This is a genomic window from Candidatus Accumulibacter phosphatis (genome assembly GCF_000024165.1).
Classification (GTDB): domain Bacteria; phylum Pseudomonadota; class Gammaproteobacteria; order Burkholderiales; family Rhodocyclaceae; genus Accumulibacter; species Accumulibacter phosphatis.
The window spans coordinates 4,759,114-4,781,852 of the sequence record NC_013194.1 but is presented as its reverse complement, the minus strand read 5'-3'; the positions used below and the strand labels follow the sequence as shown (position 1 = coordinate 4,781,852).

The following is a 22,739-nucleotide window of genomic DNA, read 5'->3' as shown; positions in this document are numbered from 1 at the left end:
GGCTTCTAATGAACTGATTTTAGATCATTTGAAAGTGTATTGAAAGGTTTCCCGCGGAGCGTCGCCGAGCGCTGCTGGAGGGCGTCGCGGAGAGCCCGGTCAAGCCCATAGATGTCCGGGAAGAAATGGACACGACCGTCCCTGACGGTGGCGGTGCGGTAAGCGATGACCACCGGAATCTCCTCTTTCAGGCGGAGGGTTGCCGACTTGCCGCGTTTCATTGCCTGGATGATGCGTTGCCGCGTCCACTCCGGTTCTCCCGCGAGAACGAATTCCGCCAGATCTGCCGGTGCCTCGACACGGATACAGCCATGACTGAAGTCGCGCCGGTCGCGCTTGAACAACTGCGCGGTCGGGGTGTGATGGAGGTAGATGTTGTCGGTATTGGGAAAGACGAACTTGATGTCGCCAAGGGCGTTTCTGGCACCCGGTTTCTGGCGGATCCGCATCCGGCCCTGTGCGAGAGCATCGAGACCACCCTCGGGCAAGCTGCCGAGAACCCGGCCGTCACTGGTGACCAGTTCAAAGCCCTGCCGCTCGAAATAGCCGGGATCGCTGCGTAGCCTGGGCAGGGTTTCGCCGCGGCTGATCGAAGGGGGAACGTTCCAGTACGGACTGAATTCGACGAAGCGCATTTCGGCATCGAAGAGCGGGGTGCGGGTCTTGCGCGCGTTGCCGACGATCACCCGCATCACTGGTCCCGGGTCGCTTCCCTTGTCGTTCATCTGATAGGTGTGCAGCATGAACTCGGGAACGTTGACCACGATGATGCGGCCCTGACGCTGCAGCGGCGTCCAGCGCAGCCGTTCGAGCGCCAGTTCCAGTTGGCCGACGCGCGCTCCCGGGGACACTTTGAGTTGCTCGAAGGTTTCCTTGCCGATCACCCCATCCGGCGTCAGGCCGTGGCGCTCCTGAAACGACTTGATGCCGTCGACGAGGCTTCCCTCGTAGCGTGGCGGAGGCAGCGTTCCGACTGGGAGGTCGGCAAGCACGATCAGTCGCGCGGTCAGTCGCGAAACCCCGCTGTAGGCCTGGCCCGGAGCCAGCTTGCCGGACGGCAGCGGCGGCAGTTCCTGCTGCCAGGCCGGGTGGCCAGCCACTGCACGGTAAGCGGCAAGCGCCTGACGCAAACGCTCATAATCGGCTGAGCGCGGTGCGGCACGGCGCGCCAGGTCCGGCATCTGGTCGTCGGCCATGGCCGAGTGCAGCAGGGCATCCGGCGCAGGCGCGCTGCCAATGGGGCTGTATCTGGCGCCCAACTGCTGCGGGTCGACGCGTCCGTAGCGCAGGTCAGAGACATAGCGTCGCAATGCCGTATGCAGCATGGCATGCAAGCTGGCTGCGCCCTCTGCCGTCATTTCCGGACCGTCGCCGGGACCGGCAAGGCTGGCCCGCAGGGCCTCCACGCCGTAGTCGCTGGGCTCCAGTCCGTCGGCCGCCGCCGACGCCAGCAACTCGAAAGCCTGATGCGCGGCAGGCGTCGGCCCCTGCCGGTCGAACCACGACGAAGCGTCGGCGGCCGACGTGAACCCGGCACCAGTAATCAGCACCACGGCGAGGTAGAGGCTGGGGGCATTCCAGCGCCGGCAGCGCATGGCGGAAACAAAGACGACGAGCGGCGATCGGGCAGGCATGTGGACTCACGGGACGTTTTCTCGCATTATCGGGGAAACCCGGCCTCCCCGCACTTCGATCCGCCCGTCTATCGATGAACAGCCTTGCCGATGCACAGACCCTTGTGCGTGAAACCGAAGCCCTGCTCAGTCAACGCAGGCTCTGCCATCGCCCGCCGCCGCCTGTACCGACCGTTTGTTGCGGCCGCGGCTGCAATGGCTGTGTCTGGGAAGGGTATTACGCCGCGCTGGCTCGCTGGCGTGACGATGCCCGGGAACTCCTGCGATGATCGCGTGCGCGCGGGCACTTGAAGACTGGGGGCTAGCCTCTGCCGGCATTGCCGCACGCGCCCAGGCCGCCACTTTCCGAAGCCGCCGGTCGAGCCGCCACGAATGAGTCAGGAAGGTGGCGTCGCGCCGGGACGCCGGCGTCTGCATCTCCTGGCCGCGTTCTGCGCGCTCGGGACAGGGGTTGGCGTGACGAAGTATCTGGCGGATCGGTCGCGGCCGCCAGCCGGCAATGCGACGCCAGTCGATCTTGGCGATCTGCCGGCGGGCCGGCTGCGCACGGTCGACTGGAATGGTCGCACCGTCTGGATCCTGCGGCGAAGTGCCGCGGAACTTGCCGCGCTGGCAGACCGCGAAGGCGATTTGATCGACCCCGATTCGGCACAGTCGATCCAGCCGGTGGGTTGCCGCAACCGACATCGCTCACTGCGTCCGGAGGTCTTTGTCGCCATCGGACAATGCACGCATCAGGGCTGTCTGCCGCAACTCAGCCAGGGCCGTGGCGCCCACGGCGAGTTTCTCTGCCCGTGCCACACGTCGAGGTTCGACCTGGCGGGGCGGGTCTTCCGCGCGGGTCCGGCGCTCGCCAATCTGGTCATCCCCGAATACCGCCTGGAGAGCGATGCCCCTCTCCGTCTGGTGATCGGTGAGGCGTAGGCGCCGCTACCAAGAGCCAGCGCTCCGGCTGCGGCGCGCCTCAGGACGGCCGACTTGGCAGACCCGACCAGATCTCGTTGAGATCGGGAAAGTTCCACTTGGCCGGGTCCTCGCGGCTGACGATCTTGAATTGACCGCGCGCAAGGTCGACGATTTCCGGCCGCACGCGCGCGTTGCCTCGCGTCGAGAAGAAGATCTTGACCCGTGGCTGCAGAAGCGACTTCTCGCCCTGCTCGATGACCACCCCCAGTCGACCACAGCTGAGCAGCACCAGCGAGCCGATCGGATAGATGCCGACGCTCTTGACGAAGGCCTGGAACACTGCCGGGTCGAAATGCCCCGTGCTCCACTCGGCCATCTTGCGCAGGGACTCGGCCGGATCCCAGCCCGCCTTGTACGGGCGGTTCGAGGTGATCGCGTCGTAAACGTCACAGACGGCGCCCATCTTGGCGAAGATGCTGATCTCCTGATCCTTGAGCCGCTTCGGGTAGCCGGAACCATCGGTCTTCTCGTGGTGGTGCAGGACCACATCTAGGGCGACGGCGTCCGCGCCGCTCCCGGCAAGCAGCATCCGATGTCCTTCTTCCGGATGCGACTTGATGATCGTGAACTCGGCGTCGGTCAGCTTGCCGGGCTTGTTGAGCACTTCGATCGGCATGGCTGCCTTGCCGAGGTCGTGCAACAGGCCGGCAATTCCGGCGGAACGTGTCTCAGCTTCGTCGAGGCCAAGCTGCCTGGCAAGCGCGACCATCAGCGCGCATACGGCGACCGAATGCATGTAGGTGTAGTCGTCGGCAGTCTTCAGGCGGGCGAGGCTGATCAGGGCGCCGGGGTTGCGGCTGACCGAGTCGGAGATCTCTTCCACCAGGCGTTGCGCCCCGGCAGTATCGACCGCGTTGCCCATGCGCGCTTCCTCGAACATCGAGGTGACCGCCTGCCGGGATTTGGCGACGATCTTTGCTGCACGGGCGAGTTCGACTGAACTGGGGACACGCTCGATTTGCCGAACCCGACTGGCGGCGACGGCGAGCTCGGCCTCGACCTGGGCGTCCGATTCGGCGACCGATACCACCGTCTCGCCCGCTGGCACGTCGAGTCCCTTGCTGCAGTCGATCCAGACGTCCCGGATGCTGCTTGCGCGAACGGCTTCGATGTCCTTGGGGTCGGTGATGACGAAGGATGAGCGCCAGAACGGGTGCTCCATCCAGGAACCACAGAACTCCTTGAGGTACATGCCGACGGTGAGTTGTTGAACGCTGATTCGCTTGAGCATGGCAGTATCGTGGCTGACGCACCAGGGTGGCGATAGATGCAGTCTACACCCGCGACACCGGCGGGCAAACGAAAAGGGGGCCTGGCGGCCCCCGTCTGAATGTTGGGGGCAGCTACAGCCCCGCGTCTGCGCGCAATGCCGCTGCCTTGTCGATCGCCTCCCAGGTGAATTCCGGTTCGTCGCGGCCGAAGTGACCGTAGGCGGCCGTCTTGCGGTAGATCGGGCGCAACAGATTGAGCGACTGGATGATGCCTTTGGGACGCAGGTCAAAGTGCTTGTCGATCAGCTGGACGATGACCTCGTCGCTGACCTTGCCGGTGCCAAAGGTGTTGACCATCAACGATACCGGCCGGGCGACGCCGATGGCGTAGGCGACCTGGACCTCGCAGCGGTCGGCGAGGCCGGCGGCGACGATATTCTTGGCGACGTGGCGCGCCGCGTAGGCGGCCGAGCGGTCGACCTTCGACGGGTCCTTGCCCGAGAAGGCGCCACCACCGTGCCGGGCGGCGCCGCCGTAGGTGTCGACGATGATCTTGCGGCCGGTCAGACCACAGTCGCCGTGTGGGCCACCGACGACGAAGCGTCCGGTGGGATTCACCAGATAGCGCGTACTGGTGGTCATCAGTTCCTTCGGCAGAACCGGCTTGATGATCTCCTCGATCACCGCTTCGGCGATCTGTGCGTGTGATACGTCCGGATCGTGCTGCGTGGAAACGACGATGGTGTCGATCGAAACCGGCTTGTTGTCCACGTATCTGACGGTCAGCTGGCTCTTGGCGTCCGGGCGCAGCCACGGCAGTCGGCCGTCACGGCGGACCTCGGCCTGTCGCTGCATGACGCGGTGCGCGTAATGGATCGGCAGGGGCATCAACGATGCCGTCTCGTTGCAGGCGTAGCCGAACATCAGCCCCTGGTCGCCGGCACCCTGGTCGAGGTCGAGGCCCTGGCCCTCGTTGACGCCCTGCGCAATATCCGGTGACTGGCGGTTGATTGCTGTCAGAATGGCGCAGCTTTTGTAGTCAAAGCCGATTTCGGAGTTGTTGTAGCCGATGCGGCGAACGGCGTCCTGGGCGATTTCGCGATAGTTGATGTGCGCTTTGGTCGTTATCTCGCCCGAGATGACGACCAGACCGGTGGACACGAGAGTCTCGCAGGCCACCCGGGCCGGGGGGTCGTCGGCGAGGATCGCGTCGAGAATGGCGTCGGAAATCTGGTCGGCGACTTTGTCCGGATGGCCTTCGGAAACGGATTCCGAAGTGAAAAGGTACTCTTTGCTCACGCTGGGTCTGCTCCAAAAAAAACCCCGATAAGGCGGCGTTGCCGGCTCCGGGGTTCGAGCAGACGACGCTTTAGCAGTATTTTTCCGCCGCATTTGCGGCTACCCCGCCCTGCAAGTTGTCCTGATTAACTCGGCGGAGGGATAATTATAGTTTTTCTCGTGGCGGCTGGTCAAACCTTCCTGCCGTCACCCTAACGCGTACCAGCCTTGTGATCACTCTGTCTCGTCTTCTCAGCTTCCTGCCGTTGTCCTGGCTGCACGCGCTCGGCGTGCTGCTCGGCTGGCTGACATGGCTCTTCTCGCCCACCTATCGGCGGCATATGCGCGAGAACATGGTGCTCGCCCTCGGCGAGGCCGAGGCTGCGCGGATTCGCACGGCAGCCATCGGCGAAACCGGCAAGGGCATGCTCGAACTGCCGCGCATCTGGCTGCGGCCGCTTGCCGAGACCGCGTCTCGCGTCGTCAAGGTGTCCGGCTGGGAACTCGTCGAAGCGGCCTCGCGTCGGGGTAAGGGGATCCTCTATCTGACACCCCACCTCGGCTGTTTCGAGGTCACCGCACAGTACCTTTCTACGCAGGCGCCGATTACGGTGCTTTATCGGCCGCCGAAGCGTGCCTGGCTGCAGGCGATGATCGAGGCCGGGCGGGCACGCGAGCAGCTGCATCTGGCGGCCGCCGACCTGTCGGGTGTGCGCACCCTGCTCAAGGCGCTCAGGCGTGGCGAGGCCGTGGGGATGTTGCCCGACCAGGCGCCGAGGGCCGGCGAGGGTCGGTGGCTGGACTTCTTCGGCCGGCCGGCCTACACCATGACTCTCGCCGCTCGACTGGTCGAGAGTGGTGCGAGCGTGATCATGGTCTGGGCGGAACGTTTGCCCGCCGGTGCCGGTTACCATTTTCGCCTGCAGCCGCCGACGCAACCGATCAGCGGCACGATCGAGCAGCGGGCGCAACAAATCAACCACGAGATCGAGCATCTCATTCGCCAGTGCCCGACTCAGTACTTGTGGGGCTACAACCGCTACAAGCGACGCCGCGGCAGCGAACCGCCGCCGCCGGTCGAGGTCGGGCGGGCATGAGGGTGCCAGGAAAGCGCTGCGCGTCAACGGCCCTTGCCGCGGGACCGGCCTGATGCAGGTAGCCTTCTGTCTGTACAAGTATTTTCCGTTTGGTGGCCTGCAGCGCGATTTTCTGCGCATCGCGCTGGCCTGCCAGGCACGTGGTCACGCCATTCGCGTCTACACGCTGGAATGGCGCGGCGAGGTCCCGGCAGGCTTCGATGTTCAGTTGGTGCCGGTCAGGGCGCTGACCAATCAACGCCGCTATGCGCGGTTCAGCGGCTGGATCCGGGATGACCTGGCCAGGCGCCCTGTCGACCGAGTCGTCGGTTTCAACAAGATGCCCGAGCTTGACGTTTACTTTGCCGCCGATCCCTGCTTCGAAGACAAGGCGCGCACCCTGCGCCATCCGCTCTACCGATTGTCCGCGCGCTACCGTCATTTCGCGGCCTACGAGCGCGCGGTCTTCACGCGCGACAGCGGCACCGAGATCCTGATGCTCTCGCCACTGCAAAAACCGTTGTTTCAGAAGTACTATGGCACTCCCGACGAGCGCCTGCACTTGCTGCCGCCGGGAATTGCGCGCGACCGGCGGGCACCTGCCGATGCCGCCGAGATCCGGGCGACCTTTCGTAGCGAGTTTGCGCTGACGCGTGACGACCTGCTCCTGCTGCAGATCGGTTCGGGCTTCAAGACCAAGGGGCTCGACCGCAGCCTGAAGGCGCTGTCGGCGTTGCCCAAGTCTCTCGGCAGTCGTTGCCGGCTGATTACCATCGGTGACGACGATCCCAAGGCGTTCCTTGCTCAGGCAAGATCTCTCGGGCTTGCTGACCGCGTCCAGATTCTCCGCGGGCGCAGCGACATCCTGCGTTTTCTGCTCGGCGCGGATCTGTTGGTGCATCCGGCCTACAACGAGAACACCGGGACGGTGCTGCTCGAAGCCGTGGTCGCTGGCTTGCCGGTGCTTGCCACGGCCGTCTGCGGGTATGCGCACTACGTCGCCGAGGCAGATGCCGGTATCGTCCTTCCCGAACCTTTTGAGCAGTCACGTCTCGACCAGTCGCTCGTGCAGATGCTCAGTGACGAGCCGGCACGCGACCGCTGGCGGACCAACGGTCTCGCTTACGCTGAGCACGCGGACATCTACGACAACGCCGAACATGCGGCTGACGTGATTCTGAGGCATCGGCGGTGAGCGGGGACACTGTATTTCTCGACGAGCCGTTTCGCTCGTTGTGGTCGGGGAAGGATCCCTTCGCCGCTGTCGAAGCGCTCGCTGGCGAGGTGTTCCGTGAGCTGGAGGGGCGCCGGACGCTGCGTACCGAAGTGGCGGGGCGCGCTTACTTCGTGAAGATCCATCGCGGCATTGGCTGGGCCGAGATCGTCAAGAATCTCGTCTCGCTGCGCCTGCCGGTACTCGGTGCGCAGGACGAGTGGCGGGCGATCCGGCGCTTGACCGACGTCGGCGTCGACACCATGCGCACGGTTGCCTTCGGCCAGCAAGGCGCCAACCCAGCGCGCCAGCGTTCATTCATCGTGACCGAAGAGCTGGCGCCGACCGTCAGTCTGGAGGATTACTGCAGCGACTGGGCGACCCATCCTCCTCCGATCCTGCTGAAACGTGCGCTGATCGCCCGCGTCGCTTGGACGGCAAGAACCATGCACACGGCGGGGGTCAACCATCGGGACTTCTACATCTGTCATTTTCTTGTCCATCTTGATCCGCCACCAACGACGGATCGGCTCAAACTGTCGCTGATCGACCTCCATCGTGCCCAGGTCAGGCCGACGACACCCCGGCGCTGGCGCGACAAGGATCTGGCCGCCCTCCATTTTTCGGCGCTTGACATCGGCCTGACCCGGCGTGACCTGCTGCGCTTCCTGGTTGCCTATTTTGGCTATCCGCTGCGGCGGGTCGTAAGTGAGGAGGCAGCCTTGCTGGCTCATCTGGCGAACGAGGCGCGGCAGTTGCAGGCGCGCTTCGTTCGCAAGGTTGCGCAAGGCGAGATGACGTGAGGTGTCGGTGGTGCACTGCGCACGCCTTGGATGACGGCCCCCTGGGCGGCGGACGATGACGTCCCCCAAGCCGACCTCTGCCGCGGAATTGCGTACGGCCGGCCGCCATCCAGCGCTGCCGTTTCGCGTCTTCCTGGTCGATGGTCGCGAGCTCAGCATGCTGAGTCTGTTGCGCGTCTTGCCAGGAAAGCGAATTGTCGGCGAGGCGCAGCTGGACGGTTGCCGGGTGTTGGCCAAGCTCTTCATCGGGACGCGCGGCGAAAGGCACTGGCGGCAGGAATGTGCCGGTCTCGCGGCTCTCGCCGAGGCTGGCGTCGCGACTCCGCCGCTGGTTGCTGCCGTGGCCATGGCCGGCGGTGGCTACGCGCTGATGACCGCCTTTCTCGATCGTGCAGAAGATCTCGCTGAATGCTGGGCACGCGTGACTCGGCGAGCGCCTGGTGATGGCGAGGCACTTGCGGTCCTGGCTCCCGCCCTGAGCTTGCTCGGTAGACTGCACGCCGCCGGGCTGGTCCAGGAGGATCTGCACCTGGGCAATTTCCTCCGTCATGACGGCAGCGTGTTCCTTGTCGACGGCGACGGGGTGCGCGTCCTCACGCATGGGCAAGCTGTGCCGCGTGCGCGCGCCTGCGCCAACCTGGCAGTTCTGCTTGCGCAGTTGCCGCCGGTCTGGGATCGGCAGATGGCGGCGCTGCTGCCTGCGTACATCGCTGGCTCGGGGACGTCCCCACCCGACTTGCCGGCATTGGCCGAGCAGGTCGCGCGTGTCAGGGCATGGCGTCTGGGTGACTTTCTGGCGAAGAGCATTCGTGACTGCACGCTCTTCGCCGTCGAGCGAAGTGCTACCCGTTTCAGCGCCGTGGTGCGCGCGCAGGCAGAGCCGCTGGCCTCCCTGCTGGCAGCGCCGGATTGCGCCATCGATGCGGGCTCGCGCCTGAAGGACGGTGGTACCACGACGGTCGCCCGCGTGGTCGCCGCGGGTCGCGTTCTGCTCATCAAGCGCTACAATCTCAAGGACTTGCGTCACGCCTTCGGTCGCCTGTGGCGCCCCAGTCGTGCCTGGCATTCGTGGCGTGAAGCGCACCGGCTGCGCTTTCTCGGCATCGCCACTCCCGAGCCGCTGGCCCTGATCGAGGAGCGCGTCGGCCCGCTGCGCCGACGCGCCTGGTTGATCAGCGAGTTCTGCGCCGGGCCGAGTCTGCTGAGCCATCTGGCCGCCGATCGCGAACCGTCCGAGGACGAGGCGACGGCGATTCTGGCCCTGTTCGAGTCGATGTGTCGGCAGCGCATCAGCCACGGTGATCTCAAGGCGACGAATCTGCTCTGGGATGCCGGCCAGGTAATGGTGATCGATCTGGATGCCGTCGTGCAGCATCGATCGGCCGCGGCGCACGCGCGCGCCTGGCGGCGCGATCGCGCCCGACTGCTGCGCAACTGGCCAGCCGGTTCGCTGCTGCATCGCTGGCTGGACCAGCACTTGCCAGCCGCTTGAGGAGCACCGTCGCTGCCGCCACTTCTGGCGGCGCGCGCTTCGCTCAGTCCGTGGTGCTGGCTGTCTGCTCGCTGAACTGCATCGCGTGCAGTCGGGCGTAATGGCCGTTGCCGGCCAGAAGTTCGGCGTGGCTGCCGCGTTCGACGATGCATCCCTGATCCATGACGAGGATCTGGTCGGCCCTTTCGATCGTCGACAGACGGTGGGCGATGACCAGCGTCGTCCGCCCGGCCACGACATGATCGAGCGCGCCCTGGATGTGGCGTTCGGATTCGCTGTCGAGCGCCGACGTCGCCTCGTCGAGAATCAGGATCGGCGCGTCCTTGAGCAGCGCCCGGGCAATGGCCAGTCGCTGACGCTGCCCCCCCGAGAGCATCACGCCGTTTTCGCCGACCAGCGTCTCGAAACCGTTCGCCAGCTGGTCGATGAACTCGCGCGCGCATGCTGCCTCGGCCGCCTGTTCGATTGCCGCCCGCGGTGCCGTGGCCAGGTCGCCGTAGGCAATGTTGCTCGCCACCGTGTCGTTGAACAGAACGACCTGTTGGGTGACCAGGGCGATGTGGCGGCGTAGGTTGCGCAAGGTGTAGTCCCTGACGTCAACCCCGTCGATCAGGATTTGGCCTGAGTCGTGCTGATAGAAACGGGCGATCAGGCTGGTCAGCGTCGACTTGCCGCTCCCCGAGCGCCCGACAAGCGCGACCATTTGCCCGGGCTCTACCGAGAAGCTGACGTGGTCGAGGACGCGCTGGGTGTGCTCCGGATAGGTGAAGGAAAGGTCTCTCACCTCCAGGTGGCCGGTGACACGATCTCTTTCGACGCTGCCGTGATCCGGCTCCGGAGCTTCATCGAGCTGGGCAAAGATGCTCTCGGCCCCCGCCAGCCCTTTCTGTATGGTCGCGCTGACTTCGGAGAGCTGACGAATCGGCTTGGGCAGCATGCCGGCGGCGGTGATGTAGGCTACCAGATCGCCGGCCGACGCGTCACCACGCAGCATGAGTACCAGCAGGAGCACAGCCGCCATGGCGGTGAAGGTGACGAACTGCAGCGCCGGTGTGTACGTGGCGGCGGTCTTGACCATGCGTAACTGCTTGGCCTTGTTCTCCTCGCTCGCCGCTCGGAAGCGGGCCGATTCATAGTCCTCGCCGCCGAAACTGCGTACCACCCGGTAGCCCTGGATGGTCTCCGACGCGACATGTGTCAGGTCGCCCATCGTTGCCTGTATCTTCCGACTTTGTCGGCGAAACTTGCGGCTGGCGTGGCTCACCATCAGACCGATGACCGGCAGGATGGCGACCATGACCAGGGTGAGTCGCCAGTTCATCCAGAGCAGATAGCCGAACAGGAAGACGACCGACAATCCTTCCCGGATGACCACCTTGATCGCGTCGGTTGCCGCACCCGTCACCATGGTCACGTCGTACGTGATGCGTGAGATGAGGTGCCCCGAATTGTGCTTGTCGAAATAGACATTCGGTAGCCGCAGCAGGCTGTCGAAGAGCGCGCGCCTGAGATCGTCGATGAGACCGAGAGAGACCTTTGCCAGATAGAAGTTGCCGAGGAACGACCCGATCCCCTGCCAGGTGACAACCAGGACGAGCAGCAGCGGCACGACGTAGATCAGTTCCAGCGCGCCGACCAGAGGAAGTGCGTGCGGCGTCGTGTCGCTGGTCGCGTTGAGTCCGTCGACGAAATACTTGAGAATGCCCGCCATCATCGGCTGCGACGAGGCGAAGATGACGTAGCCCGCGAGGCTGATCGCGAAGAGGCCGGCCAGCGGCCGCAGATAGCCGAGCAGCCGCAAGTAGATGCGCCACGAGGAAACGCGAGATTGGCTGGCGGGTGGCATTCTTGGGCGGGCTCTCGCCGAGTTTTCTGACCCCCGAGTTTAACACGCGGTGCTCAACCGCCCGGCCTGCGCCGCTGGATGCCTGGATGCTCGACATCATCGACGAGGGGCCGGGCAGCTATCGGCCGTAGATCGAGTCATGGTCTCGCCATTACATCCACCACCAGAAGGTTGCCGCGCGTCCCCTGGCGGTGGGGGGACGCTGCCGACACTCGCCCGCGCGGCGGCACATCCTCCTCATTCGCGATGGCCCGGCAAGGCGAGCCGGTGTCCATCGCGAGTCTTCAATCAAGCTCCGCCGGCGTTCCCTCGTAGCACTCGATCAGGTCCTTCACGCCGCCGCTCTCCGCCGGCACTGGCCCGAGTCTTGTCTCGAAAACTCCCTTTACCCCGAAGCGAGCCAGCAGAGCCCTGCCTTCTTCATTCTCGGGTTCGATGCGCAGCGCGCAATCGTCGCCCTCGACCACCATCAGCACTTTCATTTCAGCCTCCATGTACGCCCAACTATCGTGTCAGGCAGACGGACCAGATGCCCCAGCGCCTTGTCAGCCGGCCCGGCGCCCGCTGTTGGCGCCCAGGTCGAGGGTCGCCAGCCGTAGACGGACTGGTGACCTCTGAAACGAAGTGTCGATCGAATACCCGGCCGACGGAAGGAACAAATGCACACCGCATGCGTCACCGTCGGCATGCTTTTGTCGTCGGCGTGCGGAAGTCGGCTGGGCAGGTGTGAAACGCGGGGAGCCTGCCTCGGCGTGGACCGGAGTTCAGTCCTCGGGTTTGACGGTTTCGTCCAGCGGTGGCGACGGCGCCAGTTCGGCAGGAGCGTTTTCCCGGTAGAACACCTCCTCGCTCGGACCCTTCCCGGGGCCTGGCGAGGCAACCGTTACAAGGCCCTCGGGAGCCGGGAGAAACGACTCCGGAACATCCTTGAGGACCTTGGCCATATAGGCAATCCATGTGGGCAGGGCCGCCGTGCCTCCGGTCTCGCCAGCGCCCAGGTTCTTCGGCTGATCGAAGCCGATCCACGAGCAGCCGACGACCGTTTGCTGGTAACCGCAAAACCAGGCGTCTACGTGCTCGTTCGTGGTTCCCGTCTTGCCCGCAAGATCCTTACGCTTGAGTGTTGCCGAAGCACGCGCCGCCGTGCCGTAGATGGTGACGTCGCGCAGCATGCTGTCCATCAGGTAGGCGTTGCGCGGGTCGATGGCGCGCAGGGTTTCGTCGCCGGCAGTGATGGGCTCTGCGCGAGCCAGTACCTGTCTCTTGTCGTCCTGGATCTCGCTGACGATGTAAGGTCGAACACGGTAGCCGCCGTTGGCAAAAACCGCATAGGCGGTAACCATCTGCCAGGGGGTGACCGAGCCGGCGCCAAGGGCCATGGTGAGATACGGCGGGTGTTTGCTGGCATCAAAGCCGAAACGGGTGACATAGTCCTGCACAAAGCGCACGCCGCTCGCCTGCAGGAGGCGAATCGAAACCATGTTCTTGGACTTGGCCAGCGCGGTGCGCATGCGCATCGGGCCCTCGTACTTCCCATCGTAGTTCTTCGGCTCCCACGCCTGACTACCGGTTACCGCCGCCGGAAAGCTGATCGGCTCGTCGTTGATGACCGAGGCTGGAGTGAAACCCTTCTCGAGCGCGCCGGAGTAGATGAAGGGCTTGAAGCTCGAACCGGGTTGCCGCCAGGCCTGAGTCGCGTGGTTGAACTGGCTGTGGTTGAAATCGAAACCGCCAACCAGGGCGCGGATCGCCCCGTCATGGGGATCCGCGGCAATGAAAGCCGCTTCCGCCTCCGGCATCTGCACTATCCGCCAGGTGCTCTTGTCGTCGCTCTGGATGCGAATGACCGCGCCGCGGCGGAGCCGCTTGTTCGCTGGTGCCTTCTCGTCGATCATGCGTGCGGCAAACTTCAGACCGTCGCCGCTGATGGTGACGACTTCGCCACCGCGTCGGTAGGCACGAATCTTCTTGCTGTCGGCTTGCAGGACTATCGCCGGATGCAGGTCCTCGGCATCGTGGAAATCCTGCAGCAGTTCGTCGAGGGCGTCGTCCTGCTCGGACTTGATGTCGCCTACATCGACGTAGGCCTCGGCACCGCGGTATCCGTGCCGCCGGTCATAGTCCATGACGCCCCGGCGCAGGGCGGCGTAGGCCGTTTCCTGATCGTCCTTGACGATCGTCGTGTATACCCGCAGGCCGCGGGTATACACGTCATCAGGGAAACGCTCGGCGGCAATCTGGCGCGCCATCTCGGTAACGAACTCGGCGTGAACGGGCGCTTCATTGACGTCGCGTTTGATCACCAGTGCTTGCTGAAGTGCTGCTTCATACTGCGCGTCGCTGATGAAACCGAGTTCGCTCATTCTGCGCAGCACGTACTGCTGGCGCACCCGTGCACGTTTCGGGTTGACCACCGGGTTGTACGCAGACGGTGCCTTCGGCAGTCCGGCGAGCATTGCCGCTTCGGCGAGCGTCAGCTCGGCCAACGGTTTGCTGAAGTAGGTCTGGGCTGCGGCCGCGAAGCCGTAGGCACGCTGCCCAAGGAATATCTGGTTGATGTAAAGCTCCAAGATTTGGTCCTTGCTGAGATTGCTCTCGATCTTGAAGGACAGGAGCGCTTCGTAGAGTTTGCGCGTATAGGTTTTCTCCGAAGAGAGGAAGAAGTTCTTGGCCACTTGTTGGGTAATGGTCGACGCGCCCTGACGCTTGCCGCCGCCCAGCAGGTTGGCGTGCAGTGCCCGCAGAACGCCCAGCGTGTCGACGCCGCCGTGCTGATAGAAGCGCTCGTCCTCGGCGGCCAGGATGGCCTGCTTCATGATGGGCGGCACGTCCTGGATGTTGACGATGGCCCGGCGCTCTTCGCCGAACTCGCCAATCAGATAACCGTCGGCGGTGTAGACCCGCAGCGGAACCTTTGGTCGATAGTCGGTAAGAATCTCCAGCGACGGCAGGTTCGGGTAGGTCAGGCTGAGGACCACAGCCGCCAGGGCAATGGCCATAGCGGTGAGGCCGACAAGAAAGACAATCGGATAGAGGAACCAACGAAGGGCAGTAGGCAACAGCTTGTCCGGGAAGAGTAGCAAATACCTACTATTATATTGGTGCGGCCACGAAAAGACGCGAACAGCAAGCGACCGACGGCCGTGTTGTTCCTCGGTGGCCGTGGCCAAGGCCACCACGGATTTTCCGACGGATCGGCAGCGGCTTGGCGCCACCATGTCAGCGGGGTGCGCGAGCCTTGGCCGAGTTGAATCCACGACGTCTGTCACCCTGTCTGATTCTGATGACGCTACGCCGGGAGTTCGCAGTGAACCCGGAGAAATTGCTTTACACGCCGGAAGCTTGTTGCTAGCATCTAAAGTAGAATATCTATAAGTACGCTAACTACAAATTATTGAAGGGTTTTTTGGCGAGGGGTGGCGATTTGACGTTGGATCTTTCGATCTTTAATCCCAAGGCGCGCTCGCTGATTGGTCTCGACATCAGTTCATCGTCGGTCAAGATGGTCGAGCTGGGGAGCGACGGTAGAGGGGCGTACCGCGTCGAACGCTACGCGATCGAGACGTTGCCGAGGGATGTGGTTTCAGACGGAAACATCGTCAACCTCGAGGCGGCTGCGGAGTCCGTGAGGCGTGCGTGGAAGAAGCTGGCGACGTCGACAAGGCAGGTCGCCATCGCGCTGCCGGCATCGCATGTCATTACCAAGAAGATCATCGTTGCTGCGGGGCAGCGCGAGGAGGACCTGGAGGTGCTGGTTGAGTCCGAAGCCAACCAGTACATTCCGTTTCCTCTCGAGGAGGTCAACCTGGATTTTCAGGTGGTCGGTCCGGCGCCCTCTTCTCCCGACGAAATCGAGGTGCTGATCGCTGCGTCTCGAAAGGAGAAGGTCGAAGACCGTGTGGCGGTGGCTGAGTCGGCTGGACTCAAGCCAGTCGTGCTCGATGTGGAGTCGTACGCGGTCCTGTCGGCTTTCGACCTGGTGCAGAAGCACCTTCCCGATGGCGGAAAGGGGCAAATCGTGGCCCTCGTCGACGTCGGCGCCAACGTGATGAACCTGACGGTGCTGCGTAACGGCCAACAGGTTTACGCTGGTGAGCAGGCCTTCGGCGGCAACCAGTTGACGCAGGATATCGCGCGCCTGTTCTCGATGAGTTTCGAGGAAGCTGAAGGAGAGAAGCGCCGCAACACGCTGCCGGAGAGATACGAAAGCGAACTCCAGCGGCCCTTCATCGAGGCGCTCGCTCTGGAACTGTCCCGCGCGCTGCAGTTCTTCTTTACCTCGACCCAGTTCAACCAGATCAACCACATCGTTCTGGCGGGTGGCTGCGCAGTCATTCCCGGCGTCGACGAAGCCGTCGCCGGCCGCACCCAGATCAACACGATCATTGCCAATCCCTTTATCGGCATGCTGCTTTCCGAACGCGTGCGCGAGAAAAGCCTCCAGGCAGATGCTTCGTCGCTCATGGTTGCCTGCGGTCTGGCGCTGCGGAGGTTCGACGAATGATACGTATCAATCTTCTGCCGCATCGGGAAGAGAAACGCAGGGCGCGACGGCAACAGTTCTACGCCTTGTTCGGGCTGGTTTCGGTGCTCGCCGGACTGCTTGTTTTTCTGGTTTATTCGATAATCGGCGGCTATATCTCGGCGCAGGATGCCAAGAACGAGTTTCTTCAAAAGGAAATTGCCGTACTTGACAAACAGATCGACCAGATCAAGAGGTTGAAGGAGCAGAGCCAGGCACTGATGGAGCGCAAACGCGTGATCGAGTCCTTGCAGCGTGATCGCGCGGAGGCGGTGCGCCTGCTGAGCGAGCTGGCCAAGCAGATGCCCGAAGGCGTCTTCATCCGCTCGCTCAAACAGGAGGGCCAGCGACTCAGCCTCGGCGGTTACGCGCAGTCGGGTGCCCGGGTATCGACGCTAATGCGCAACATTGAGGCATCGCCATGGCTGGAAAAGCCGCAGTTGGTCGAGATCAAGGCGGTAATGCTTGACAAACGTCGCCTGAATGAATTCAGCATGAATGCGTCGCTCAAGCGGGCCGCTCCTGTCGCACAGGGAGGGAAGAAATGAAAGCACCCGCGTTCCCGGTGATCGATTTCAGAGCCATCCTTCTCGATTTCCAGAATCTCAATCCTAAGGATGTAGGGGCATGGCCCGCTGCACCGCGGGTGACCATCCTGCTTGCCCTGTTCGTGGCGATAATGCTGGCGGGCTGGTGGTTTGTCTGGGTTGACCAACTGGATATGCTCGAAAAAAAGCAGCAGACGGAGCTGAAGTTGAGAGATGAGTTCGTTGCCAAGAAGAAGGAGGCAGTGAATCTCGACCTTTACGTCCAGCAGTTGAACGAGATTGACCGCTCGTTCGGGGCGCTGCTCAAGCAGTTGCCAAACAAGGCCGAAGTCGAATCACTGCTGGTCGAGATCAATCAGGCGGGCATGGGCAGGGGGCTCCAGTTCGACCTCTTCAAGCCCGGTGTCGAGCAGGTCAAGGATTTCTATGCGGAACTGCCGATCAACGTGCGCTTGACCGGGAGCTACCATGACTTTGGTGCGTTTGCCGGCGACATCGGCAAACTGTCGAGGATTGTCACCTTGAACAATGTTTCCATCGTCGCCAATCCGCAGGCCAAGGATGGGAGTCTGGTGATGGATGCCGTCACCAAGACCTTCCGGTATCTCGACGAAGAAGAGTTGGCAGCGAAGAAGAAGGCCGCCCAAGCCGCCAAGGGTGCGAAGAAATGAGCAAACTCGCTGTTCTCCTGTGCAGTTTCGTTCTGGTCGGCTGTGCCACGGGCGACCAGGAGGAATTGCGCCAATGGATGGCTACTGTCGCACAGGACGCCAAAGGCAAGATTCCGCCGTTGCCCGTAGTGGAACCCTACGAGCCCGTTCCCTATGATGTCGGCAACCTGCTGGATCCCTTCAAGCCGGGCAAGATGGCTCCGGAGGAAAAGAAGGGTGGCACTGGCTTCCGGCCTGACCTGGATCGGCCCAAGGAGCCGCTCGAAGCCTATCCTCTCGAGTCGTTGAAATACGTGGGCGTAATGACCAGGAAGCAGGCATCGTACGCCATCATTCAGGTTGACGGTACCTTGTACCAAGCCAAGATTGGGAACTACATGGGGCAGAACTTCGGTGTGGTGGTGAGCGTTTCCGAGCCGGAGGTAACTCTGCGGGAACTCATTCAGGATTCCGCAGGTGACTGGGTGGAAAGAACGAGCACCTTGCTGCTGCAGGAGAAGGGAGCGAAGTAAATGAGGCAGATCAGAAACTACCTGCTCGGTCTTGTCGGCGGCGCGTTACTGGCGCTCGGGACAGCCAGCGCACAGGACGCCGGAGCAAACTCGATCGAGGCGATGAACGTCGTGCAGCAAGGCCAGGTGCTCAACGTCAAGCTCACCTTCAAGGAGCCCTTGAAAGCCCTTCCCGCGGCGTTCAGCGTTGCCAAGCCGGCGCGGATCGCGCTCGATTTCGCGAACACGACGAACGGTCTCGGCAGATCCAGCCAGGCATTCAACGAGGGCGATCTGAAGAGCGCGAATATCGTTCAGGCCGACGATCGCACGCGCGTCGTCCTGAACCTGCACAAGGTCATGACCTACGAAGCGACAATCGACGGCAACAGTCTGGTGCTTGCGCTGTCGCCGAGCCGGGTCGCCGAAGGCGCGGTACCCGTGGACCACTTCGCGAAGGCAGTAGCTTCGTCTCACTTGAACAGCGTGCGTGACATTGCCTTCCGGCGCGGCAAGGACGGCGAGGCGCGCATCACTGTGGACCTAAGTGACTCGAATGCCGGCATCGACATCCGTCAGCAGGGATCGAGTCTGGTCGTGGACTTCGCCAAGGTGTCTGTCCCGGAAAGCTTGCGCAAGCGGCTCGACGTGGCCGATTTCGCAACCCCGGTGCAGACCGTGACCACCGTCCAGAAAGGCGAGAACGCCCGCATGACGATCGTCCCGCGTGGCCTGTGGGAGCACAACGCTTATCAGAGCGATACCCAATTCGTCATCGAAGTGAAACCGGTTATCGAGAACCCGAATAAGCTGGTTCAAGGGACGCGCGGCGGCTATCAGGGAGAGAAGTTGTCGCTGAATTTCCAGAACGTCGATGTCCGTCGTTTGCTGCAGGTCATCGGCGAGTTCACCGGCATGAACATGGTCATCAGCGATTCCGTGAGCGGCGCCATCACACTGATTCTCAAGGATGTCCCCTGGGATCAGGCGCTCGACATCATCATGCAGCAAAAGGGCCTGGACATGCGCAAGAATGGAAACGTCATTCTGATAGCGCCGCGCGATGAGATCGCGACCAAGGAAAAGCTCGAGTTCGAGTCGAAGGCGCAGATCAGCGACCTCGAACCACTGCAGACCGAGAGTTTCCAGTTGAACTATATCCGGGCCGAGGACATGCACAAGCTGTTCGACAACCCGGCCCAGCGAATGCTTTCCAAGCGTGGCAGCGCTGTCCTGGAGCCACGTTCGAACATGGTCATTGTCAAGGATACGCCGAGCCGTCTGGACGAACTCCGCGCCATCATCACCAAGGTTGATGTGGCGGCGCGGCAAGTCATGATCGAGGCCAGGATCGTTGAAGCTGGGGACAGTTTCGCCAAGAACCTCGGCGTTCGCCTCGGTTGGAATCAGAGACAGGGCTACCAGTTTGGCGGGCAGGGAGCCTCCGGCACCGCCATGGCTGGCGCGAGAGCGAACACTCCTGGCTTTTACACGACGCAGGTCAGGGACATTCCGAACTTCAACACCGACGCCTTCAACGTCAATCTTCCCGCCACACCGCGCACGGGTAATGCCGGTCTGTTCTCACTGGTTCTCTACAACAGCGCACTGACGCAGTTTCTGAACACCGAGATTTCCGCGCTGGAAGCCGATGGCCGTGGGAAGGTGATTTCCAGTCCGCGCGTGATGACTGCCAACAACATCGAGGCACTCATCGAGCAGGGCGTCGAGATTCCCTACCAGCAGGCGACGAGTTCCGGCGCGACCAGTGTGTCCTTCAAGAAGGCCGTCTTGTCGTTGAAAGTGACGCCACAGATCACGCCGGACGGTAACGTGACGATGAAGGTCGAGGTCAATAAGGACACGCCGAATACGCGTCTGAACACCGGTGCTGGTGTGGCCATCGATAACAAGCACGTGAAGACCGAGGTGCTGGTTGAGAACGGTGGAACGGTGGTGATCGGCGGGATTTACACGCAGGAAGTGCGCAACAACACCCAGCGCATTCCCTTTTTCGGCGACCTTCCCTATATCGGCTGGCTCTTCAAGAGCCGCGAGTGGATTGATGACAAGCAGGAACTGCTGATCTTCATCACGCCGAGGATCGTCGCCCAAGGCCTCGCCATACGCTGACTGTACCCCCTTGGGATCAGAATAGCGAAGCGCGACGCTCGCCCCGGTCTTCTGGTACGGGCCGGCAGCGCGGCCGCTGCGCTAGAATAGGGCCGTGAAGATCGAGTACGACGAACGCAACGTCTATCTGGTTGGCCTGATGGGGGCCGGGAAAACGACAATTGGCAAAGCCTTGGCCAGACGACTAGCCTACGGCTTTGTCGACTCCGATCACGAGATCGAGGCTCGCACAGGCGTCAGCCTGCCGACGATCTTCGAAATCGAAGGCGAAGAAGGTTTTCGCAGGCGCGAGGCCCTAGTGATAGCGGACCTGGCGAGACTTGGTGGTCAGGTCGTCGCCACCGGCGGCGGCGTCGTGCTGCGGCCCGACAACCGCGAAAACCTCAAAGACAGTGGCTTCGTCATCTACCTGGACGTACCGCTGCAAACCCTCTGCGAACGCACGCGGCACGACAAGGGCCGCCCGCTCCTGCAGGTCGGCAACCCTCTGCAAAAATTCCGGGAACTGCACGCGCAGCGAGACCCGCTCTATCGCAGCATTGCGAACTTGGTGATCAGTGGCAGCCGAATCACCGCGCAGTCTGTGGTAAACCAAATGATCAAGGAAAAGAAAGTGCCATGGAAACGCTGACCGTTGCCCTGGGAGATCGCGCCTATCCTATCTACATTGGGCGTGCACTTCTCGAGCGCGTCGACCTCTTGCTGCCTTTCTTGCGACAGCCGCGAGTTGCAATCGTCACCAACGGCACGGTTGCTCCCCTGTACCTGCCGCGACTGGCGGGCGCGTTGCGCCACGCGGGCACGGCAGTCATCGAGATCATCCTCCCCGATGGCGAGAAGTTCAAGGACTGGCGAACACTGAACTCGGTTTTCGACACCCTGCTCGAGCGCCGTTGCGAGCGAACCACCACACTCATTGCTCTCGGCGGTGGCGTGGTCGGTGACATGAGCGGCTTTGCCGCCGCTTGCTTTCAGCGTGGCATGCCGTTCATCCAGATCCCAACGACGCTGCTCGCGCAGGTGGATTCTTCAGTTGGTGGCAAGACGGCGATCAATCACCCGCTTGGCAAGAACATGATCGGCGCCTTCTACCAACCGCAGCTCGTGCTGGCTGACACCGATACCTTGACGACGCTGCCCGATCGCGAGTTGCGAGCGGGGTTGGCGGAAGTCATCAAGTACGGGCTGATCAGGGACTTGCCTTTCTTCGAATGGCTCGAGGTCGAGCTCGATCGCCTGCTGTCGCGCGAGCCGGCGGTGCTGGCCGAGGCCATTTACCGTTCCTGTCGGAACAAGGCAGAAGTGGTTGTCGCGGATGAGCGTGAGAGCGGCGAACGAGCCTTGCTCAACTTGGGCCACACCTTCGGTCATGCGATTGAAACCGGGATGGGTTATGGCCAGTGGCTGCACGGAGAAGCCATCGCAGCGGGGACGCTGATGGCTGCACAACTCTCGGCGCAGCTCGGCTGGATAGGCCAGCAAGACGTCGCTCGTGTCGAACGACTGTTGCAGCGCGCTGGACTGCCGGTGCGCGGGCCTGTGCTGGAGGTCGAACGCTACCTCGATCTCATGCAGCAGGACAAGAAGGTGCAGGATGGGAGGCTTCGCCTCGTTCTCCTGAAGCGGATCGGCGAGGCTGTGCTGACTGACGAAGCGCCTGCATCTGAGGTCCGACGCGCCATCGCCGCACGTTTCGCGCGTGCCTGAGCGGGCGCCCTATGCCGCCTCCGGCGCCAGTTCCCGGGGCCGCCGGTACCCGGACAGCGAGCCGGCGCATCGCAGCGAATTCCAGCGCGACCGAGACCGCATCGTGCACTCGACGGCCTTCCGGCGTTTGGAGTACAAGACGCAGGTCTTTGTCAATCATGAAGGTGACCTGTTCCGCACTCGCCTGACGCACAGCCTCGAGGTGGCCCAGATAGCGCGCGCAATTGCGCGTGCCTTGCAACTCGACGAGGACCTCGCCGAGGCCATCTCGCTCGCGCATGACCTTGGGCACACGCCTTTTGGGCACGCTGGCCAGGATGCGCTCAACGAATGCATGCGTGAGCACGGCGGCTTCGAGCACAATCTGCAGAGCCTGCGCACAGTCGACCTGCTCGAGGAGCGTTACGCCGCGTTCGATGGTCTCAATCTGTGTTTCGAGACGCGCGAGGGAATCGTCAAGCACTGTTCGCTCGCCAACGCTCGCCAGCTTGGCGACGTCGGCGAGCGTTTCCTCAAGCGGATGCAACCGTCACTCGAGGCGCAGATCTGCAATTTGGCCGATGAAATTGCCTACAACAACCACGACGTCGACGATGGGTTGCGAGCTGGTCTGATCAGTCTGGAAGATCTGGAAGATGTCAGCCTGTTTGCCAGGCATATCGCCGAAGTCCGTGGTCTATACCCGAATCTCCGCGGGCGTCGCTTGATTCACGAGACGGTGCGCCGCATGATCAATACGCTGGTTTGCGACCTGATCGAAGCAACTGCCGGCCACCTCGCCTGCCACAGACCACGCAGTCTCGACGATGTACGCAGTGCACCGCCGCTGGTCGCGTTTTCGGATGAGGTCTTTGCCGCCCAACGCGACATGAAGCGCTTCCTGCGAGGCCACCTTTACCAGCACTACCAGGTCTTGCGAATGGCCAGCAAGGCGCAGCGAATCGTCAGTGACCTGTTTGCCGCCTTTACCGCTGATCCGCGCTTGCTACCTCCGCAGTACCAGGTGGCTGCCGGTGGCGAGCAGGTACGCAGGGTTGCCGATTACATTGCCGGAATGACGGACCGATATGCGATCAGGGAGCACCGGCGCCTGTTCTCGGTTGGCGGCAGTTGACGCGCTCCAACGGCCGAGGATCATCGCTGCGGCC

Annotated in this window: 20 protein-coding genes; 14 read left to right on the top strand and 6 right to left on the bottom strand. The window is 62.8% G+C overall.

The features are described 5' to 3' along the window. Positions 1-5: 5 nt before the first annotated feature. On the bottom strand, positions 6-1,634 hold the full coding sequence (locus CAP2UW1_RS20875; RefSeq protein ID WP_015768603.1) for a L,D-transpeptidase family protein: 1,629 nt from the start codon (positions 1,632-1,634) through the stop codon (positions 6-8). A gap of 74 nt (positions 1,635-1,708) precedes the next feature. Between CAP2UW1_RS20875 and CAP2UW1_RS24840 the strand changes: the two genes are divergently transcribed. After that, entirely contained in the window at positions 1,709-1,903 is a 195-nt protein-coding gene (locus tag CAP2UW1_RS24840; RefSeq protein ID WP_081444241.1) for an oxidoreductase-like domain-containing protein, read from the top strand. 103 nt (positions 1,904-2,006) lie between these two features. Next, positions 2,007-2,558: a ubiquinol-cytochrome c reductase iron-sulfur subunit gene (gene petA, locus CAP2UW1_RS20870; protein WP_015768602.1), complete on the top strand. Its 552-nt coding sequence runs from the start codon at positions 2,007-2,009 to the stop codon at positions 2,556-2,558. A gap of 40 nt (positions 2,559-2,598) precedes the next feature. Here the strand turns inward: petA and CAP2UW1_RS20865 are convergent, their stop codons facing one another. After that, positions 2,599-3,831, bottom strand: a complete 1,233-nt coding sequence (locus CAP2UW1_RS20865; protein WP_015768601.1) for an HD-GYP domain-containing protein — start codon at positions 3,829-3,831, stop codon at positions 2,599-2,601. A gap of 112 nt (positions 3,832-3,943) precedes the next feature. Beyond that, positions 3,944-5,110 (bottom strand): methionine adenosyltransferase, encoded by a 1,167-nt coding sequence (metK, locus tag CAP2UW1_RS20860; protein ID WP_015768600.1) that lies wholly within the window; start codon positions 5,108-5,110, stop codon positions 3,944-3,946. A gap of 209 nt (positions 5,111-5,319) precedes the next feature. Between metK and CAP2UW1_RS20855 the strand changes: the two genes are divergently transcribed. Genes CAP2UW1_RS20855 through CAP2UW1_RS20840 form a run of 4 tightly spaced genes read left to right on the top strand, consistent with a single transcriptional unit; the run spans position 5,320 to position 9,673 of the window. Beyond that, on the top strand, positions 5,320-6,186 hold the full coding sequence (locus tag CAP2UW1_RS20855; protein ID WP_015768599.1) for a lysophospholipid acyltransferase family protein: 867 nt from the start codon (positions 5,320-5,322) through the stop codon (positions 6,184-6,186). 52 nt (positions 6,187-6,238) lie between these two features. Then, complete coding sequence (locus CAP2UW1_RS20850; RefSeq protein WP_015768598.1) at positions 6,239-7,360, top strand: glycosyltransferase family 4 protein; 1,122 nt, start codon at positions 6,239-6,241, stop codon at positions 7,358-7,360. Beyond that, a complete protein-coding gene (rfaP, locus tag CAP2UW1_RS20845; RefSeq protein ID WP_015768597.1) occupies positions 7,357-8,181 on the top strand; it encodes a lipopolysaccharide core heptose(I) kinase RfaP in 825 nt (274 codons plus the stop codon). Before CAP2UW1_RS20850 ends, rfaP begins: the two co-directional genes overlap by 4 nt. Positions 8,182-8,236: 55 nt before the next feature. Continuing rightward, positions 8,237-9,673 carry a lipopolysaccharide kinase InaA family protein gene (locus CAP2UW1_RS20840; RefSeq protein WP_015768596.1) on the top strand — a complete coding sequence of 479 codons (1,437 nt, stop codon included), beginning with the start codon at positions 8,237-8,239 and terminating at the stop codon, positions 9,671-9,673. 43 nt (positions 9,674-9,716) lie between these two features. On the opposite strand, the gene msbA is transcribed toward CAP2UW1_RS20840, so the two are convergent. The 3 genes from msbA to CAP2UW1_RS20825 form a co-directional block, all read right to left on the bottom strand. Next, a complete protein-coding gene (msbA, locus tag CAP2UW1_RS20835) occupies positions 9,717-11,519 on the bottom strand; it encodes a lipid A export permease/ATP-binding protein MsbA (RefSeq protein WP_015768595.1) in 1,803 nt (600 codons plus the stop codon). Positions 11,520-11,803: 284 nt separating this feature from the next. Beyond that, complete coding sequence (locus CAP2UW1_RS20830; RefSeq protein ID WP_015768594.1) at positions 11,804-12,001, bottom strand: hypothetical protein; 198 nt, start codon at positions 11,999-12,001, stop codon at positions 11,804-11,806. A 282-nt stretch (positions 12,002-12,283) separates the two neighbouring features. Next, the gene (locus CAP2UW1_RS20825; RefSeq protein WP_199931743.1) at positions 12,284-14,518 is read right to left on the bottom strand and encodes a penicillin-binding protein 1A; all 2,235 of its coding nucleotides are present in this window, start codon (positions 14,516-14,518) and stop codon (positions 12,284-12,286) included. Positions 14,519-14,943: 425 nt separating this feature from the next. Between CAP2UW1_RS20825 and CAP2UW1_RS20820 the strand changes: the two genes are divergently transcribed. The 8 genes from CAP2UW1_RS20820 (at position 14,944) to CAP2UW1_RS20785 (ending at position 22,705) form a co-directional block, all read left to right on the top strand. After that, entirely contained in the window at positions 14,944-16,023 is a 1,080-nt protein-coding gene (locus tag CAP2UW1_RS20820; RefSeq protein ID WP_015768592.1) for a pilus assembly protein PilM, read from the top strand. Next, on the top strand, positions 16,020-16,589 hold the full coding sequence (locus CAP2UW1_RS20815; RefSeq protein WP_015768591.1) for a PilN domain-containing protein: 570 nt from the start codon (positions 16,020-16,022) through the stop codon (positions 16,587-16,589). Before CAP2UW1_RS20820 ends, CAP2UW1_RS20815 begins: the two co-directional genes overlap by 4 nt. Continuing rightward, positions 16,586-17,260: a type IV pilus inner membrane component PilO gene (locus CAP2UW1_RS20810; RefSeq protein ID WP_015768590.1), complete on the top strand. Its 675-nt coding sequence runs from the start codon at positions 16,586-16,588 to the stop codon at positions 17,258-17,260. Before CAP2UW1_RS20815 ends, CAP2UW1_RS20810 begins: the two co-directional genes overlap by 4 nt. Continuing rightward, complete coding sequence (locus CAP2UW1_RS20805) at positions 17,257-17,772, top strand: pilus assembly protein PilP (RefSeq protein ID WP_015768589.1); 516 nt, start codon at positions 17,257-17,259, stop codon at positions 17,770-17,772. Before CAP2UW1_RS20810 ends, CAP2UW1_RS20805 begins: the two co-directional genes overlap by 4 nt. Further along, positions 17,773-19,884, top strand: a complete 2,112-nt coding sequence (pilQ, locus tag CAP2UW1_RS20800; RefSeq protein WP_015768588.1) for a type IV pilus secretin PilQ — start codon at positions 17,773-17,775, stop codon at positions 19,882-19,884. Between the two features lie 100 nt (positions 19,885-19,984). Then, on the top strand, positions 19,985-20,515 hold the full coding sequence (locus CAP2UW1_RS20795; protein WP_041568800.1) for a shikimate kinase: 531 nt from the start codon (positions 19,985-19,987) through the stop codon (positions 20,513-20,515). Continuing rightward, a complete protein-coding gene (aroB, locus tag CAP2UW1_RS20790) occupies positions 20,503-21,591 on the top strand; it encodes a 3-dehydroquinate synthase (RefSeq protein WP_015768586.1) in 1,089 nt (362 codons plus the stop codon). The genes CAP2UW1_RS20795 and aroB overlap by 13 nt, the downstream gene beginning before the upstream one ends. Continuing rightward, positions 21,542-22,705: a deoxyguanosinetriphosphate triphosphohydrolase gene (locus CAP2UW1_RS20785; protein ID WP_412566876.1), complete on the top strand. Its 1,164-nt coding sequence runs from the start codon at positions 21,542-21,544 to the stop codon at positions 22,703-22,705. Before aroB ends, CAP2UW1_RS20785 begins: the two co-directional genes overlap by 50 nt. Positions 22,706-22,739 lie beyond the last annotated feature (34 nt).